Origin of the sequence: Dactylosporangium sp. NPDC005555 (genome assembly GCF_040605635.1) — a bacterium.
Lineage (GTDB): Bacteria > Actinomycetota > Actinomycetes > Mycobacteriales > Micromonosporaceae > Dactylosporangium.
Genome location: NZ_JBEXDG010000036.1, coordinates 23,955 through 37,760 on the forward strand (window position 1 = coordinate 23,955; position 13,806 = coordinate 37,760).

Below are 13,806 nucleotides of genomic sequence, written 5' to 3' on the forward strand. Positions count from 1 at the left end.
GGCAGCGAAGAGGGTCCCCCATGAACCAGTGGGGGACCCTCCATGCGTTGCGCGGCGCTGACGCTACGACAGGCTCGCCGTCGCCAGCTTGAGGCTGAACGCCAGGAACAACCCGCCGACCGTGGTGCTCAGCCCTGCGGCCAGCTTGCGTCGCGACCGGAACTGCTCCGCGAGATACCGCCCCGCGAAGATCAGCACGGTCAGATAGATCGCGCTGAACACTTCGGCGACGATGCCCAGCAGCAGGAAGCTCACCGCCGGATACGGATACTCCGGGTCGACGAACTGGATGAAGAACGACACGAAGAACAGGATCGCCTTCGGGTTGAGCAGGCTGATCACCAGCGCCCGCCGGAACGGCCGGTCCGCCGGCGCCTCCGGCTCCGCCGACGCCGGCGAATCGGGCGCCCGCAGCCGCCGGAGCGTGTCGACCACCAGCCGGATGCCGAGATACGCCAGGTAGCCGGCTCCCGCGTACTTCACCAGGACGAACAACCACGGATACGTGTGCAGCAGCGAGGCCACGCCCCCGGCGGACAGCGTCATGAGCACCGCGTCGCCGAGCCAGACCCCGGCGGCGCCGCGATACCCGTCCCGGACACCGCGGCGGGCGGCCACGGACAGCACATACAGCGAGTTCGGCCCGGGCAGCAGCACGATGGCGGCGGTGCCGAGCAGATAGGTCCAGGGGTTGGTCACGCCGAGCATCAGCGGACCCCTGCAGTCAGGCGCTCCCGCGCGGCGGGCCACTCGCCGGCGAGCATCGCGAAGCAGACCGTGTCGCGCCAGCTGCCGTCGGGCCGCTGCCGGTGCGCGCGCAGCACGCCCTCGCGCTCGGCGCCGAGCCGGGCGATCGCCTTCTGGGAGCGCTCGTTGCGGATGTCGGTGTGCCACTCGAGACGGATCGCGCCGAGCGTGTCGAACGCGTGCGCCATGAGCAGCAGCTTCGACTCGGTGTTGATCGCCGTGCGCCAGTGCGGGCGGCCGAGCATCGTGTGCCCGATCGCGATCGAGCGACGGGCCTCGTCGATCGCGTAGTAGGAGGTGCTGCCGAGGATCTCTCCCGTCCGCGGATCCTTCTGCACGAACGGCGTGCGCGTCTGGTCCTTGATCGCGGCGTCCACGATCGCGGCCATCTCCCCGGCCGAGGCGGGCCGGGCGACGGTGAGATGCGTCCAGACCTCGGCGTCGTCCAGGGCCGTGAACAGGCCCGCCGCGTGCGACGCGTCGAGCGGCTCGATCACGACATGCCGACCACGCAGTGTCGGCGCGCCCAGCCAGCCGGACTCGGAAGGCCGAAGGTACGCGGGCACCGGCACCAGCACGCCCGGTGCCGGCTCCGGCACCCCGGCGACGAGCCTGAGCGGCACCACACCTGCCCAATGCGACAAGGGCAGGTCGCGCTCATCGTCGCTGACGCCGCCCGTGCGGACCTTCGCCGACACCTCCCGCAACGGCAGGGCCAGCAGCGCCGTCTGCGCGAGCTCCTTCGCGTCGGGCGGGCGGCTGTCCGCGGCGCGGCCGGGCGCGACCTTGTCGACCAGCGCCGCGAATGCCAGCTCCCGCTCGGCGGGGTCCGTGACCAGGCGCGCGGTGCCGTGCGCGACGACCGAGCGGTAGTTGGCGCTGTGGTGGAACTGGGAACGGGCCAGGACCAGGCCGTCGATCAGCGTCGCGGTCACGCAGATCGGCAGGCCGCCGTCGCGCGCCGCGAGCAGCGGCCGGCTGCCGGTCGATCCGTGCAGGTAGACCGTGTCGCCGACGCGCGCGTGCAGGGTCGGCAGCACCCGCGGCTCGCCGTCGACGACGAACCCGAGATGACAGACATAGGCCTCGTCGAGGACGGTGTGCACCAGTTCGGCGTCGTACGACGCGCGCTCGCTCATCCGTTTGGGCGTCGTCCGTGGTGTTTTCTGATAAGTTTCCACCGCGACCTCGTTTGTTCTAGTACAATCTTGAAACTGTGGCAGTACAGTACCAGCCGTCGGGCGCCACGGCAGCCCAGATTTCGGCCAGCGTCGAGAGCGGCATCCGCACCGGTGGGCTGGACCCGGGCGCCGCGCTGCCCTCGGTCCGGGCCCTTGCGGTCGACCTCGGTGTGAGCCCGGCCACAGTCGCCGCCGCGTATCGGGCGCTGCGCGAGCGGGGGCTGGTCGAGACGGCCGGGCGCGGCGGCACACGGGTCCGGCCACGCCCGCCGGTCGCCAGGCGGAGCCTGCACGGGCTCGCCGTGCCCTCCGGTGCCCTCGACCTGGCCGGCGGCGGCCCCGATCAGGGTCTGCTGCCGATGTACGCGCCACATCTGATCCGGCTCGCCGAGGCCATGCCCGCGGTCGGTTACTCGGGTGGCGGCCCGCTGCCCGAGCTGCTCGACCTGGCAGGGGAGCGCTTCGCCGCCGACGGCATCCCCTCCGGACGGCTCACCGTGACCGGCGGGGCGCTCGACGCGATCGAGCGGGCCCTCGTCGCCCACCTGCGCCCCGGCGACAAGGTCGCGGTCGAGGACCCGGGCTGGGCCAACCTCCTGGACCTGGTCGCGGCGCTCGGCTTCACCCCCGTGCCGGTCCCCGTCGACGACGAGGGGCCCACCGAGGAGGGCATGCGGGCAGCGCTGAGCGCCGGCGTGGCCGGACTGGTCGTGACGTCCCGCGCCCAGAATCCCACCGGCGCGGTGATCTCCGCACGGCGGGCCGCCGTCCTTCGCCGGCTGCTCAGCGTGTACCGCCAGCTCCTGGTCCTGGAAGACGACCACGCGGCCGAACTGGCGCACGACAGAGCGCACCCGCTGGTCGGATCGTCCGGTGCGTGGGCCTACATCCGGTCGTTGTCCAAGCCGTACGGACCGGACCTGCGGGTCGCGGCGGTCGTCGGCGACGACGTGACCATCGCCCGGATCGAGGGACGCATGCGGCTGGGCGCCGGATGGGTCTCCACCGTCCTGCAACGCCTCGTCGTGGCGCTGTGGCAGGACCCGGACGCCACGGCCGCGGTCGACCGGGCCCGCGACGTCTACGCGGTCCGGCGGGAGGCGCTGCGCGCCGCGCTCGGCGACCTGCCGGCCCGCGGCGTCAGCGGGATCAATGTATGGCTGCCCGTCCCCGACGAGACGTCGATGGTCGCCGGCCTGCGCGAGGACGGCATCGCCGTGGCACCCGGCTCCATGTTCCGGCTGCTCACACCCCCTGCGATCCGCATCACCACGGCCACCCTCGACCCTCGCGACGCCGGACGGGTCGCCGACGCGGTGATGCGCCGGCTCACCGGCTCGTCCCGGCGGCAGGTGTGACCCGCGGGGCGGAATTGTCGGACCCGGCGGCTAGTCTCCGTGAGTGGTCGCAGGGTTCCGCGGCCATCGACGCACCCGAAATCGTCTGCGGGCTGTTGGGTAGACAGTGGCGTTCTCAGGGCGCGTCATCAGGGAGGGGAATGACATGCGCACCAGCACGTTCAGGACGGTCGGCATCGCGGTCGCGACGGTCGCACTGGCACTTGTGACCGCCTGCGGGGGCGACGACGACAAGACCACCAGCAACGCCTCGAAGGGCTCCGGTGGCAGCGCGTCGCAGACCCCCGCCGCGAAGGACACGCTGGCCGCGGCTGTCAAGGACCTCGGCGCCGGCACCTACAGCTACTCGATGAAGATCCCCGAGGGCACGTTCACGGGCTCGATCGACCCCACCGGCAAGCAGCAGGTGAAGGTCGACGGGGTCGCCGCCGGCGGGCTCAAATACACGATCGAGGGCATCGCGCTCGGCGCCGACTACTACTTCAAGACCAGCATCCCGACCACGGGCGTCAACGCCAAGAAGTGGTACAAGCTGGATCGCTCGAAGATCAAGAAGGACGCGATCATCGGGCTCATCGAGACGAAGGACCCCACCGCCAGTCAGGGCGTGCTCGCGCGGGTCACCACCGCCACGCAGCCCGACCCGGCCACGATCACCGGCACCTACGACCTCACCGGCGGCGGTGACCTCGGCATCGACGACGCCGCCGTGCTGCAGGCGCTCGGCGACAAGGCGAAGTCCGCGCCGTTCACCGCCACGCTCGACGGCAAGCACCTGGTCTCGCTGAAGATCACGGTCCCGGCCTATGGCACGGTCGCCGAGCAGACGCTGACCGTCGACTACACCGGCCACAGCCAGCCGGTCACCGTCGCCGCGCCGAAGGCCGCCGACGTGCTCGCCGCCCCCGCCGCCGTCTACGGCCTGCTCAACGGCTGACCCTGATGCTGCGACGACCGACTCCCGCAGGGCGGCCGCCCGCCCGCTCGCGGACCGCCTCGCGCGCCGGGGTGCTGACCGCCGCGCTGGTCGCCGCCCTGGTCGCGGCGGTCGCGCTCGCCGGCTGCTCGTTCGGCAGGGACGGGTCGCCGCGGCCGGACACCGGGCCATCGGTGGCGCCGACGCAGAGCGAGCTGGCGAAGAGCCTGCACGTCCTGACCAGCGGCGGCTACAGATTCAAGGTGGTGGCCAAGGAGGGCAGCTACACCGGCGGCGTCGACCCCGTCGCCGACCTGCTCGATGCCACGGTCAGCGTGACCTCCGACGGCGCCACCCTGAAGATCGACACTCTCGGGGTGCGGGGCTCCGCGTACACGCGCCTGACCGGCCTGCCGTTGCCCGGCTTCGACGGTGCGACCTGGTTCCGCGTCGACCCCGCCCGCATCACCAGGCCCGGCTCGCTCGGCCTCAGCGCCACCAAGGACCCGACCGGAGTGCAGGCCCTGATCGCCGCCACCCACGACATCCGCCGCGAGAACCGCTCCTACACCGGCACCGTCGACATGACCCGCGTGACCACCTGGGGCCCGGTCAACATCCCGCAGGTGATGCAGCTCGGCGACGTCGCCAGAAGAATCCCGTTCGAGGCGGTCGTCGACGACCAGGACCGCCTCGTGTCGGTGAAGGTCGAGATCCCCGACAACCCGGTCATCGCCACCTACTCCGACTTCGGCACGAGCCTGACGACGGCCGCCCCCACCGGGGCCGAACCCCTTCCCGACCACCTCTACGGCATGCTCGGCCTCTGACGCCCGCACCTCGGGCCGCCGCCGGCCTTGAAGGACCGGCCGGCGCTTCGCCCGGCGGCTCCGCGCTGCCCGCTTCGCCCGGCGGCTTCGCCCGGCGGCTTCGCGCTGCTTCGCGCTGCTTCGCGCTGCTTCGCAGGCGGGGCGGCGGCCCCGCGGGGCGAGGCCTAGGCGAGACCGTGTCTCACGGACAACACTGCACGTCATGGAACAGCACCTCTACGAAGCCGAGCACGAAGCGTTCCGGGAACTGTGCAAGGCGTTCCTGGCCCGTGAGGCGGTGCCGCACAACGACGAGTGGGACAAGGCCGGCATCGTCGACCGGGAGGTCTGGCGCAAGGCGGGCGCGGCCGGGCTGCTCGGCATGGATGTCGACGAAGAGCACGGCGGCGGCGGGCAGAAGGACTTCCGCTTCAACGCGGTGCTCGTCGAGGAGATCGTCGCCGCCGGCGCGTCCGGGCTCGGGTTCGGGCTGCACAACGACGTCGTCGCGCCGTACCTGACGGATCTGGCCACCGAGGAGCAGCAGAAGCGGTGGCTGCCGGGCTTCTGCTCCGGGGACATCGTGACCGCCATCGCGATGAGCGAGCCGGGCGCCGGCAGCGACCTCGCCGGGGTGCGCACCTCGGCGGTGCGGGACGGGGACGAGTGGGTCCTCAACGGGCAGAAGACGTTCATCACCAACGGTGAGCTCGCCGACCTCGTCGTCGTCGTGGCGAAGACGGACCCGGCGCAGGGGGCGCACGGCATCAGCCTGTTCGTGGTCGAGACGGGCACGCCGGGCTTCACGCGCGGGCGCCGCCTGGAGAAGGTCGGGCTGAAGGCCAACGACACCGCCGAGCTGTTCTTCGACGACTGCCGTATCCCCGCCGACCACCTCCTCGGCCAGGAGAACGCCGGCTTCTACCACCTGATGGCGAACCTCCCGCGGGAGCGGCTCGGCATCGCCGTCGCCGCGGTCGCGTCGGCCGAGCACGTCCTGGCGATCACGCTCGACTACGCCAAGACGCGGCAGGCGTTCGGCAAGCCGATCGGGTCGTTCCAGCACAACCGGTTCGTGCTCGCGGAGCTCGACACGGAGGTGACGATCGCCAGGACGTTCCTGAACCAGTGCATCGTCGAGCAGAACGCCGGGCGGCTGACGGTCGCCGACGCGGCCAAGGCGAAGTGGTGGACCACGGAGCTGCAGAACAAGGTGGCGGACCGCTGCGTCCAGCTGCACGGCGGGTACGGCTTCATGATGGAGTACCCGGTCGCGAAGGCCTGGCTGAACAGCCGCGTGCAGACCATCTACGGCGGCACGACCGAGATCATGAAGGAGATCATCGGCCGGAGCCTGGGCGTGTGAGCAAAAGTCAGCCCGAGACGGACGCGAGCGCGGCGAAGATCAATGCGGTGGACGTGGCGCCGGGGTCCTGATGGCCGGTGCTGCGTTCGCCGAGGTACGACGCCCTGCCCTTACGCGCCTGCAACGGGATGGTGGCGGCGGCCCCGGCCCGAGCCGCCTCAGCCGCGGCGTCAGGTCCCGAGGCCGCGTAGGCGGCCACGGCCGGAGTCAGCGCGTCGACCATGGTCTTGTCCCCGGGTGAGGCCTTGCCGAGCCGCACGATCGCGTCCAGACCGGCCTGCAGACCGTCCGCGAAGGAAGCGTCGTCGGACGGCAACGCCTTGCCCAGCGCCCGGAACATGCTGCCGTACAGGGGTCCCGACGCGCCGCCGACCTTCGACACCAGGGTCGTGCCGGTCTTCGTCAGCACCGCCCCGGCCGTGTCGGCCTCGAACGTGGCCAGGGCGGCGACCGCCGCGTCGAACCCGCGGCGCAGGTTGACGCCGTGGTCGCCGTCGCCGATCGCCGCGTCGAGGTCGCCGAGCTCGGCGGCGTGCTCGGTGACGGACGCGGCGATCGCGGCGACCCACGCGCGGGCCTGTGCGGCGTCCACGTCAGGCACCCCACCGCAGGCCGGCGGTGCGGACCGGGGCGTCCCAGAGCCGCAGGAGCTCGTCGTCGGCCCGGCACACGGTCAGCGAGATCCCGGCCATGTCCAGGCTGGTGACGTAGTTGCCGACGAGGCTGCGGACGATCTGTACACCCGCATCGGCCAGCAACCGGTTGATCTCGTTGAACATCAGGTACAACTCGAGCAGCGGCGTGCCGCCGAGCCCGTTGACGAGCACGATCACCTGGCTCCCGGCCTCCAGCGGTTTGGCCGCCAGGATCGGCTCCACGATGCGGGAGGCGAGGTCACGCGCGGGCCGGAGCTTCTCGCGGGCGCGGCCGGGCTCGCCGTGGATGCCGACGCCGACCTCGATCTCGTCCCCGGGCAGGTCGAACCCTGGTTTGCCCGCGGCCGGGGCGGTGCCGGCGGTCAGGGCGATCGCGAACGACGCCGACCGCGCGTTGACGTCCCGGGCGACCGCGGCGACCGCGGCGAGGGCCGCCCCCTCCTCGGCGAGCGCGCCCGCGATCTTCTCGACCAGCAGCGTCGCACCCGTACCACGGCGGCCGGCGGTCCAGGTGGAGCCGTCGACCGCGACGTCGTCGTCGACGAGGACGCTCTCGACCGGGATCTCGGCGTCCTCGGCGGCCATCTCGAAGTTCATGACGTCGCCGGTGTAGTTCTTGACGATGTGCACGACCCCGGCGCCGCCGTCGACGGCCCTGGTGGCGGCCAGGATCTGGTCGGGGACGGGCGAGGTGAAGATCTCGCCGGGGCAGGCGGCGTCGAGCATCCCGGGCCCGACGAACCCACCGTGCAGCGGCTCGTGACCGGAGCCGCCGCCGGAGACGAGGCCGACCTTGCCGGGGCGGGGCGCGTCGGCGCGGACGATGATCTGCTCGTCGAGGTCCACGCGCAGCTCAGGGTGCGCGGCGGCCATTCCGGCGAGCGCCTCACGGACGACGTCGTCCGGGTCGTTGATGAACTTCTTCATGCCTAGCATTTTGGCGGTACCGACGCTGCATAGCATTGCCCTGTGGCACACATGGTGGGAATAGTGCTGGTTTCGCACAGCGAACGCCTGGCGCACGGATTGCGGGACATGCTCGTGCAGGTGGCGGGCGACGAGGTGCCGATCGAGGCGGCGGGAGGCACCGACGACGGGGGCCTCGGCACCAGCTACGACCGGATCCTCGTGGCGATCGACCGGGCCGACAGGGGTGCCGGGGTGCTGGTCCTGACTGATCTCGGCAGCGCCGTCCTCACCGCGCAGACCGTGCTCGAGGACCGGGTCGCCAACACGGCCACCCTGGTCGACGCACCGTTCGTCGAGGGTGCGGTGGCTGCGGCGGTACTGGCCGGGACCGGCGCCGACCTCGCGGAATGCGTCAGCGCCGCGACGGAGGCCCGCGATGTCCGCAAACTCTGAGGCGACCGTGGTGCTCCCGGCGGACCTGCACGCCCGGCCGGCCGGGGCGCTGGTGCGGGCGGCGGCGGGCTTCACCAGCATCGTCGAGATCATCGCCGGGGAGCGGCGGGTCAGCGCGCGGAGCGTGCTCGGGGTGATGGGGCTGAACGCGCGCGCGGGCACGCCGGTGGTGGTGTCCGCCACGGGCGACGACGCGGTCGCCGCGGTCGCCGCACTGGCGGTGATGCTTTCGTCGTTCGAGTAGTTCGCGGGCCGCCGAGGGTAAGGAGTGGTGCGGGTCGCGGTGCCTACGCGAGGATGTCGTCCGTGATCGACGCACCTGACATCCCCGTGCTGCAGCGGCGCACCCTCGGCCTGCTCGTTTCCACGCAGGCCCTCGGAGGGCTGGGCGTCGCCAGCGGGGTGTCGATCGGTGCGCTGCTCGCCGCCGACATGGCCGGGCCGACCGCGGCGGGGCTGTCCGGCAGCTCCGCGGTCATCGGGGCCGCGTTGATCGCGATCCCGGCGACCCGGCTGATGCGCACCGGCGGGCGGCGGCCGGGGCTGGTCTTCGCGTACAGCGCCGGCGTGCTCGGATCGCTGCTGGTGGTGGCCGCGGTGTCGCTGCGACTGGTGCCGCTGCTGTTCGTGGGCACGTTCCTGTTCGGCGGGGCGTCGGCGGCGAACCTGCAGTCGCGGTACGCGGCGGTCGACCTCGCCGACAGCGACCGCCGGGCGCGGCATCTGTCGCTGGTCGTGTGGGTGACGACGCTGGGGGCGGTGGCCGGTCCGAATCTGGCGCCGTTCGCGGACCGGGTGACGATGCCGTGGGGTGCGCCGGAGTACGCGGGACCGTACCTGTTCAGCGCCGCGGTGTTCGCGCTCGGAGCCGTTGCCTTGTTCGTGCTGTTGCGGCCGGACCCGTTGCTGACGGCCCGGCGGTCGATTGCTGAGTCCGATCTATCGGAAAAATCAACATCCTGGAAGTCGGCGTTCGCGACGGTGCGGGCGAGCGCCGCCGCACGGCTCGGAGTTTCCGCGGTGGCGGTCGGGCACGTGGTCATGGTCGGCGTGATGTCGATGACACCCGTGCACATCGGTGACTACGTGCACGCGCACGGTGACCTGCTGCGCATCGTCGGGCTGGTGATCAGCATCCACATCACGGGCATGTACGCGCTGTCGCCGGTCATCGGCTGGGCCACCGACCGGTTCGGCCGCAAGCCGGTGATCCTCGCGGGCGTCGTGCTGCTCGCGTCGGCGTGTGCGCTCAGCGGCACGGCCGGAGAGGACACGGTCCGGCTGGCTATCGGGATGGGCCTGCTCGGGGTCGGTTGGGGCTGCACGATGGTGGCCGGATCCACGCTGCTGTCGGAGTCCGTGCCCGTCGTGGAGCGCTCCGGCGTGCAGGGCCTGTCCGACGTCATCATGGGCGTCTCGGCGGCCGGTGCGGGCGCGCTCGCCGGGGTCGTGGTCGACCTGTTCGGCTTCGCCACGTTGTCGATCCTGGCGGGGATCGCCGTGGTGCCGCTGGCCGCGCTGACGCTGCGGAGGTCTTAGTCTTGGCCGCGTGCGACTGACGGATTTCTGGCAGCGGTTGGAGCAGGTGTTCGGCGTGGCGTATGCCGGAAGCGTCGCCAACGACCAGGTGCTGACCGAGCTTGGCGGCCGGACCATCAAGGAAGCGCTCGCAGGTGGCGAGGACGCCGCCGTGGTGTGGCGGGCTGTGGTCGCCGCATACCCGGAGCGTGTTCCCAGCAGGTTGCGGTGATGAATTCTGGCGTGTCTCCTCGTTGATCGTACAGATGTACGGGTAGTGTCCTCAGGCGTCGGTGCCGGTTTTTTGTCATACCCGGCGCTTACCTTGTCAGCGTGAATAAACGAACGCCGACGAAGACCGCGAACTCAGGGGTGACGGACATGGCAGTGCAACCTGACAGGGAGAAGGCGCTCGGGCTCGCCCTCTCGCAGATCGACAAACAGTTCGGCAAGGGCTCGGTCATGCGGCTCGGCGAGCGGGTCATCGCTCCGATGGCCGTGATCCCGACCGGCTCCATCGCCCTGGACGTCGCACTGGGCATCGGGGGCCTGCCCCGCGGCCGGGTCGTCGAGGTCTTCGGGCCCGAGTCCAGCGGTAAGACGACCGTGGCGCTGCACGCCATCGCCAACGCGCAGGCCCAGGGCGGCATCGCGGCGTTCATCGACGCCGAGCACGCCCTCGACCCCGACTACGCCAAGGCCCTCGGCGTCGACACCGACGCGCTGCTCGTCTCCCAGCCGGACACCGGTGAGCAGGCCCTCGAGATCGTCGACATGCTGGTCCGCTCCGGCGCCCTCGACATCATCGTCATCGACTCCGTCGCCGCCCTCGTGCCGCGCGCCGAGATCGAGGGCGAGATGGGCGACAGCCACGTGGGTCTGCAGGCCCGCCTCATGAGCCAGGCCCTGCGGAAGATCACCGGTGCCCTCAACAACTCCGGCACCACCGCGATCTTCATCAACCAGCTCCGCGAGAAGATCGGCGTCATGTTCGGCAGCCCGGAGACCACGACCGGTGGCCGCGCGCTGAAGTTCTACTCGTCGGTCCGCCTCGACGTGCGCCGCATCGAGAGCCTCAAGGACGGCACCGACGTGGTGGGCAACCGCACCCGCGTCAAGGTCGTGAAGAACAAGGTCGCCTCGCCGTTCAAGCAGGCCGAGTTCGACATCATGTATGGCAAGGGCATCTCCCGCGAGGGCTCCCTCATCGACGTCGGCGTCGAGCAGACGATCATCCGCAAGGCCGGCGCCTGGTATACGTACGACGGCGACCAGCTCGGCCAGGGCAAGGAGAACTCCCGCAAGTTCCTGCGGGAGAACCCCGACGTCGCCGCCGAGATCGAGAAGAAGATCAAGGAGAAGCTGGGCGTCGGGGTCGGCCAGGCCACCGACGCGGCCGGTGGCCCCGAGGCGGTCCCGGTCGACTTCTGACCGGCGCTCTCCCTCACGCGCTCCCTACTTCGCGACCCACGGCGTTCGGTGCCGGTCCGCGGGAAGACCTCCGCTGCTGGAGGTTTGTCCCGCGGCCGGCCCCGCCCGCGCTGGCGCCTTTCGGGGGCTTTTTCATGCAGGTTCGCCGCTCGCCGTGATGCTCGGCATGAGCGGTTCGCGGTTTCGGAGGTGTGCCCGTGCCGGGCAGGCGGCGTTCCAGCAGTCCCAGCCAGCAACCGACCGACCCGCCCGACACCGCTGACCCCGCCGTGGCGGCTGCCGCGGTCCCGTCCGATGCGCGTGGTGCTTCCGCGCCGGGCGACCCCGCATCAGGTGCTGTGCCTGCGTCTCCTACTTCCGCGCCGGGCGTGACCCCGTCAGGTGCTGTGCCCCCGGCGTCCGCGGTCCTTGCTTCCGTGGACGCTGAGCTTGTCGCCTCCTCGTCCGATGCGTCTGCTTCCGAGTCGGGCGACCTCACGTCAGGTGCCGCTCTGCCGGACGGGCTCGGATCCGCCGCGGCCGCGAGTGGCAAGCCCTGGCGGTTCGCCGACATGAGCGACGACAACCCCTGGCTGTCCGCCGAAGCTCAGCCGGGCGGCGCCGCCGGTGTGCCGCCGGCGCACCCACGCAGAACGCGGCCACGGGATGCTTCCGCCGACGCCCCGCCGGGGTGGCGGTCGGCTCCCGGCCCCAGCGTCGCCCCGGACCCCACGCCTCGGACAGAGGACACCGGCGATGCTCCGCCCCCTTGGCCGGCGACCGCCGACAAGATCCCACCCGGCTGGCCGGCCGCTCCAGGGACCGGGCCGACCAGTCGTGTGCCGCCTCCCGCGTGGCTCGATGCTCCTCCTGGCCAGGCTCCGCCCGGCCGGTCCGGAGCCCCGGCGGCTGGGTCCACCGGCCCCGTACCCCCGCCCGCATGGCTCGTCGCTCCGGAGACCGGGACCGCCGGCAAGGTTCCGCCCGGCCGGTCCGCTTCCTCGGCCGCCAGGAAGTCGTCGTCCGCCTCTGTCCCGGCGGAGGATCGTGCCACCGGCGGACGCGCGTACCCGGCAGGCGGTCGTGACGCCAGCTGGCGTGCGGATCCAGCAGACGGTCGCGACACCGGCGGACGCCGCAGCCCAGCAAGGGGGCGTGACACCGGCGGAGGCACCGACCCGGCAGAGGACCGTGACGCGGACGGACGCGCCGACCCGGCGGATGGTGCCACCGGCGGGCGGTTCAGCTCGGGGGAGGGCTACGACTCCGGCGAACGTTCCGGCCCCGGCCGCCGTTCCGGACGCAAGGGTGGTCCCGCGTGGTCGGGCGGCGCCAGACAGCAGAGCGCCTGGCAAGACGGCTCCGACCCCCGAGGCGATCGCGAGCCGCAGGGCGATCGCGAGCCGCAGGAAGCATCCGGGCGGAGCGGTGGGTCCCGGCGGCGGGGTGGGCCGCCGGCCGCGCCGCTCGATCCGAGGGAAGCGGCCAGGGAGATCTGCCTCCGCCAGCTCGCCGTCCGGCCGAGGACCAGGCTCGAGCTCGCCACCACCATGCGCAAGCGCGGTGTCGAGGAGGAGATCGCCGATGAGATCCTCGACCGGTACGACGAGGTCGGCATCATCGACGACGCCGCCTTCGCTCGGGCGTGGGTCGCCAGCCGGCACCACGGCAAGGGCCTGGCGCGCAGGGCCCTCGCGGGGGAGCTGCGCCGCAAGGGCGTCTCCTCCGACGAGGTCGGTGAGGCACTCGACGAGCTCGACCCCGACGTCGAGGAGCAGACCGCCAGAGCCCTGGTCGCCCGGCGGCTCCGCGTCGAGTCCAACGCCGCGCCCGAGGCGGTGTTCCGCAGGCTGGTCGGGATGCTGGCCAGGAAGGGGTACCCACCCGGCCTGGCCATCCGCCTGGTCAAGGAAGGCCTCGCCGAACGAGCCGACGCCGCCGAGTTCGCCGACGGCATCGACCCCGACGCCCTCGCCGACGCCGCCATCGACCCCGACCAGCGCTGACCCGACCAGTGCGACCGACCAGCGCTGACCCGACCAGCGCTGACCCGACCAGCCGACGGACAGGAGGAGTCACCCGGCCGGCACGTGACGTATGCGCCTCCCCTCACAAAGCCGCGCTGCTCCGCCATCAGCAAGCCCGTGGGGCCGTGAGCCCAATGGATCGGGCCATGCAGATCCGCGTCGCGGAGGACCGCATCGCGGACGGACCGGGTCGCGGACGGATCGGTGGCGAGGAGCGCGTCGCCTCCGGCCGGTGCGAGACCTGGTCTCCAGGTGATGCAGGCGTCGGGCGCCTGCGGCCGAGGTCCGGGCGATGACCGCTTGGCGCCGTGCCGTCCCGAGTCCGGATGAAGACACCACGACGTTGCATCCGAAACGACCCCGCCGCACGGCCGTCGGTGTTCGTCGCCGGCGACGGTCGGGTTTCGGATGTGAGCGTTCACCGCCGTATCCGGGCGGTCACGTGCGGCGACGTGC

Annotated in this window: 14 protein-coding genes; 10 read left to right on the plus strand and 4 right to left on the minus strand. The window is 71.9% G+C overall.

What is annotated here, in order from left to right; genetic code table 11:
- Positions 1-63: 63 nt before the first annotated feature.
- Together leuE and ABZS58_RS32580 are read right to left on the minus strand one after the other, a co-directional pair.
- On the minus strand, positions 64-708 hold the full coding sequence (leuE, locus tag ABZS58_RS32575) for a leucine efflux protein LeuE (protein ID WP_354787080.1): 645 nt from the start codon (positions 706-708) through the stop codon (positions 64-66).
- The gene (locus ABZS58_RS32580; protein ID WP_354787081.1) at positions 708-1,886 is read right to left on the minus strand and encodes a bifunctional pyridoxamine 5'-phosphate oxidase family protein/GNAT family N-acetyltransferase; all 1,179 of its coding nucleotides are present in this window, start codon (positions 1,884-1,886) and stop codon (positions 708-710) included. Before ABZS58_RS32580 ends, leuE begins: the two co-directional genes overlap by 1 nt.
- Before the next feature lie 77 nt (positions 1,887-1,963).
- Between ABZS58_RS32580 and ABZS58_RS32585 the strand changes: the two genes are divergently transcribed.
- From ABZS58_RS32585 to ABZS58_RS32600, 4 genes are all read left to right on the plus strand, one after another.
- A complete protein-coding gene (locus ABZS58_RS32585) occupies positions 1,964-3,286 on the plus strand; it encodes an aminotransferase class I/II-fold pyridoxal phosphate-dependent enzyme (RefSeq protein WP_354787082.1) in 1,323 nt (440 codons plus the stop codon).
- 145 nt (positions 3,287-3,431) lie between these two features.
- Positions 3,432-4,223, plus strand: coding sequence for a hypothetical protein (locus ABZS58_RS32590; RefSeq protein ID WP_354787083.1), 792 nt, complete (start codon positions 3,432-3,434; stop codon positions 4,221-4,223).
- Between the two features lie 5 nt (positions 4,224-4,228).
- Positions 4,229-5,032: a hypothetical protein gene (locus tag ABZS58_RS32595; RefSeq protein WP_354787084.1), complete on the plus strand. Its 804-nt coding sequence runs from the start codon at positions 4,229-4,231 to the stop codon at positions 5,030-5,032.
- 202 nt (positions 5,033-5,234) lie between these two features.
- Complete coding sequence (locus ABZS58_RS32600; protein ID WP_354787085.1) at positions 5,235-6,377, plus strand: acyl-CoA dehydrogenase family protein; 1,143 nt, start codon at positions 5,235-5,237, stop codon at positions 6,375-6,377.
- 7 nt (positions 6,378-6,384) lie between these two features.
- Here the strand turns inward: ABZS58_RS32600 and dhaL are convergent, their stop codons facing one another.
- Together dhaL and dhaK are read right to left on the minus strand one after the other, a co-directional pair.
- Positions 6,385-6,969, minus strand: coding sequence for a dihydroxyacetone kinase subunit DhaL (gene dhaL, locus ABZS58_RS32605; protein WP_354787086.1), 585 nt, complete (start codon positions 6,967-6,969; stop codon positions 6,385-6,387).
- 1 nt (position 6,970) lies between these two features.
- The gene (dhaK, locus tag ABZS58_RS32610; RefSeq protein ID WP_354787087.1) at positions 6,971-7,960 is read right to left on the minus strand and encodes a dihydroxyacetone kinase subunit DhaK; all 990 of its coding nucleotides are present in this window, start codon (positions 7,958-7,960) and stop codon (positions 6,971-6,973) included.
- Between the two features lie 51 nt (positions 7,961-8,011).
- Between dhaK and dhaM the strand changes: the two genes are divergently transcribed.
- From dhaM to ABZS58_RS32640, 6 genes are all read left to right on the plus strand, one after another.
- The gene (gene dhaM, locus ABZS58_RS32615) at positions 8,012-8,395 is read left to right on the plus strand and encodes a dihydroxyacetone kinase phosphoryl donor subunit DhaM (protein WP_354787139.1); all 384 of its coding nucleotides are present in this window, start codon (positions 8,012-8,014) and stop codon (positions 8,393-8,395) included.
- Positions 8,379-8,639 carry an HPr family phosphocarrier protein gene (locus tag ABZS58_RS32620; RefSeq protein ID WP_354787088.1) on the plus strand — a complete coding sequence of 87 codons (261 nt, stop codon included), beginning with the start codon at positions 8,379-8,381 and terminating at the stop codon, positions 8,637-8,639. The genes dhaM and ABZS58_RS32620 overlap by 17 nt, the downstream gene beginning before the upstream one ends.
- A 53-nt stretch (positions 8,640-8,692) precedes the next feature.
- The gene (locus ABZS58_RS32625; protein WP_354787089.1) at positions 8,693-9,934 is read left to right on the plus strand and encodes an MFS transporter; all 1,242 of its coding nucleotides are present in this window, start codon (positions 8,693-8,695) and stop codon (positions 9,932-9,934) included.
- A 10-nt stretch (positions 9,935-9,944) separates the two neighbouring features.
- A complete protein-coding gene (locus ABZS58_RS32630; protein WP_354787090.1) occupies positions 9,945-10,145 on the plus strand; it encodes a DUF3046 domain-containing protein in 201 nt (66 codons plus the stop codon).
- Between the two features lie 149 nt (positions 10,146-10,294).
- Complete coding sequence (gene recA / locus ABZS58_RS32635) at positions 10,295-11,344, plus strand: recombinase RecA (protein ID WP_354787091.1); 1,050 nt, start codon at positions 10,295-10,297, stop codon at positions 11,342-11,344.
- Between the two features lie 1,472 nt (positions 11,345-12,816).
- On the plus strand, positions 12,817-13,329 hold the full coding sequence (locus tag ABZS58_RS32640) for a regulatory protein RecX (protein WP_354787140.1): 513 nt from the start codon (positions 12,817-12,819) through the stop codon (positions 13,327-13,329).
- Positions 13,330-13,806: the final 477 nt, after the last annotated feature.

Excerpts from the sequence above, each read along its gene's own strand:
- ABZS58_RS32595 (WP_354787084.1), top strand. The coding sequence starts at position 4,229 with ATGCTGCGACGACCGACTCCCGCAGGGCGGCCGCCCGCCCGCTCGCGG.
- ABZS58_RS32590 (WP_354787083.1), top strand. The coding sequence starts at position 3,432 with ATGCGCACCAGCACGTTCAGGACGGTCGGCATCGCGGTCGCGACGGTC.
- recA (WP_354787091.1), top strand. The coding sequence starts at position 10,295 with ATGGCAGTGCAACCTGACAGGGAGAAGGCGCTCGGGCTCGCCCTCTCG.
- leuE (WP_354787080.1), bottom strand. The coding sequence starts at position 708 with ATGCTCGGCGTGACCAACCCCTGGACCTATCTGCTCGGCACCGCCGCC.
- dhaM (WP_354787139.1), top strand. The coding sequence starts at position 8,012 with ATGGTGGGAATAGTGCTGGTTTCGCACAGCGAACGCCTGGCGCACGGA.
- ABZS58_RS32600 (WP_354787085.1), top strand. The coding sequence starts at position 5,235 with ATGGAACAGCACCTCTACGAAGCCGAGCACGAAGCGTTCCGGGAACTG.
- ABZS58_RS32580 (WP_354787081.1), bottom strand. The coding sequence starts at position 1,886 with ATGAGCGAGCGCGCGTCGTACGACGCCGAACTGGTGCACACCGTCCTC.
- dhaK (WP_354787087.1), bottom strand. The coding sequence starts at position 7,960 with ATGAAGAAGTTCATCAACGACCCGGACGACGTCGTCCGTGAGGCGCTC.
- ABZS58_RS32625 (WP_354787089.1), top strand. The coding sequence starts at position 8,693 with ATGTCGTCCGTGATCGACGCACCTGACATCCCCGTGCTGCAGCGGCGC.
- ABZS58_RS32620 (WP_354787088.1), top strand. The coding sequence starts at position 8,379 with ATGTCCGCAAACTCTGAGGCGACCGTGGTGCTCCCGGCGGACCTGCAC.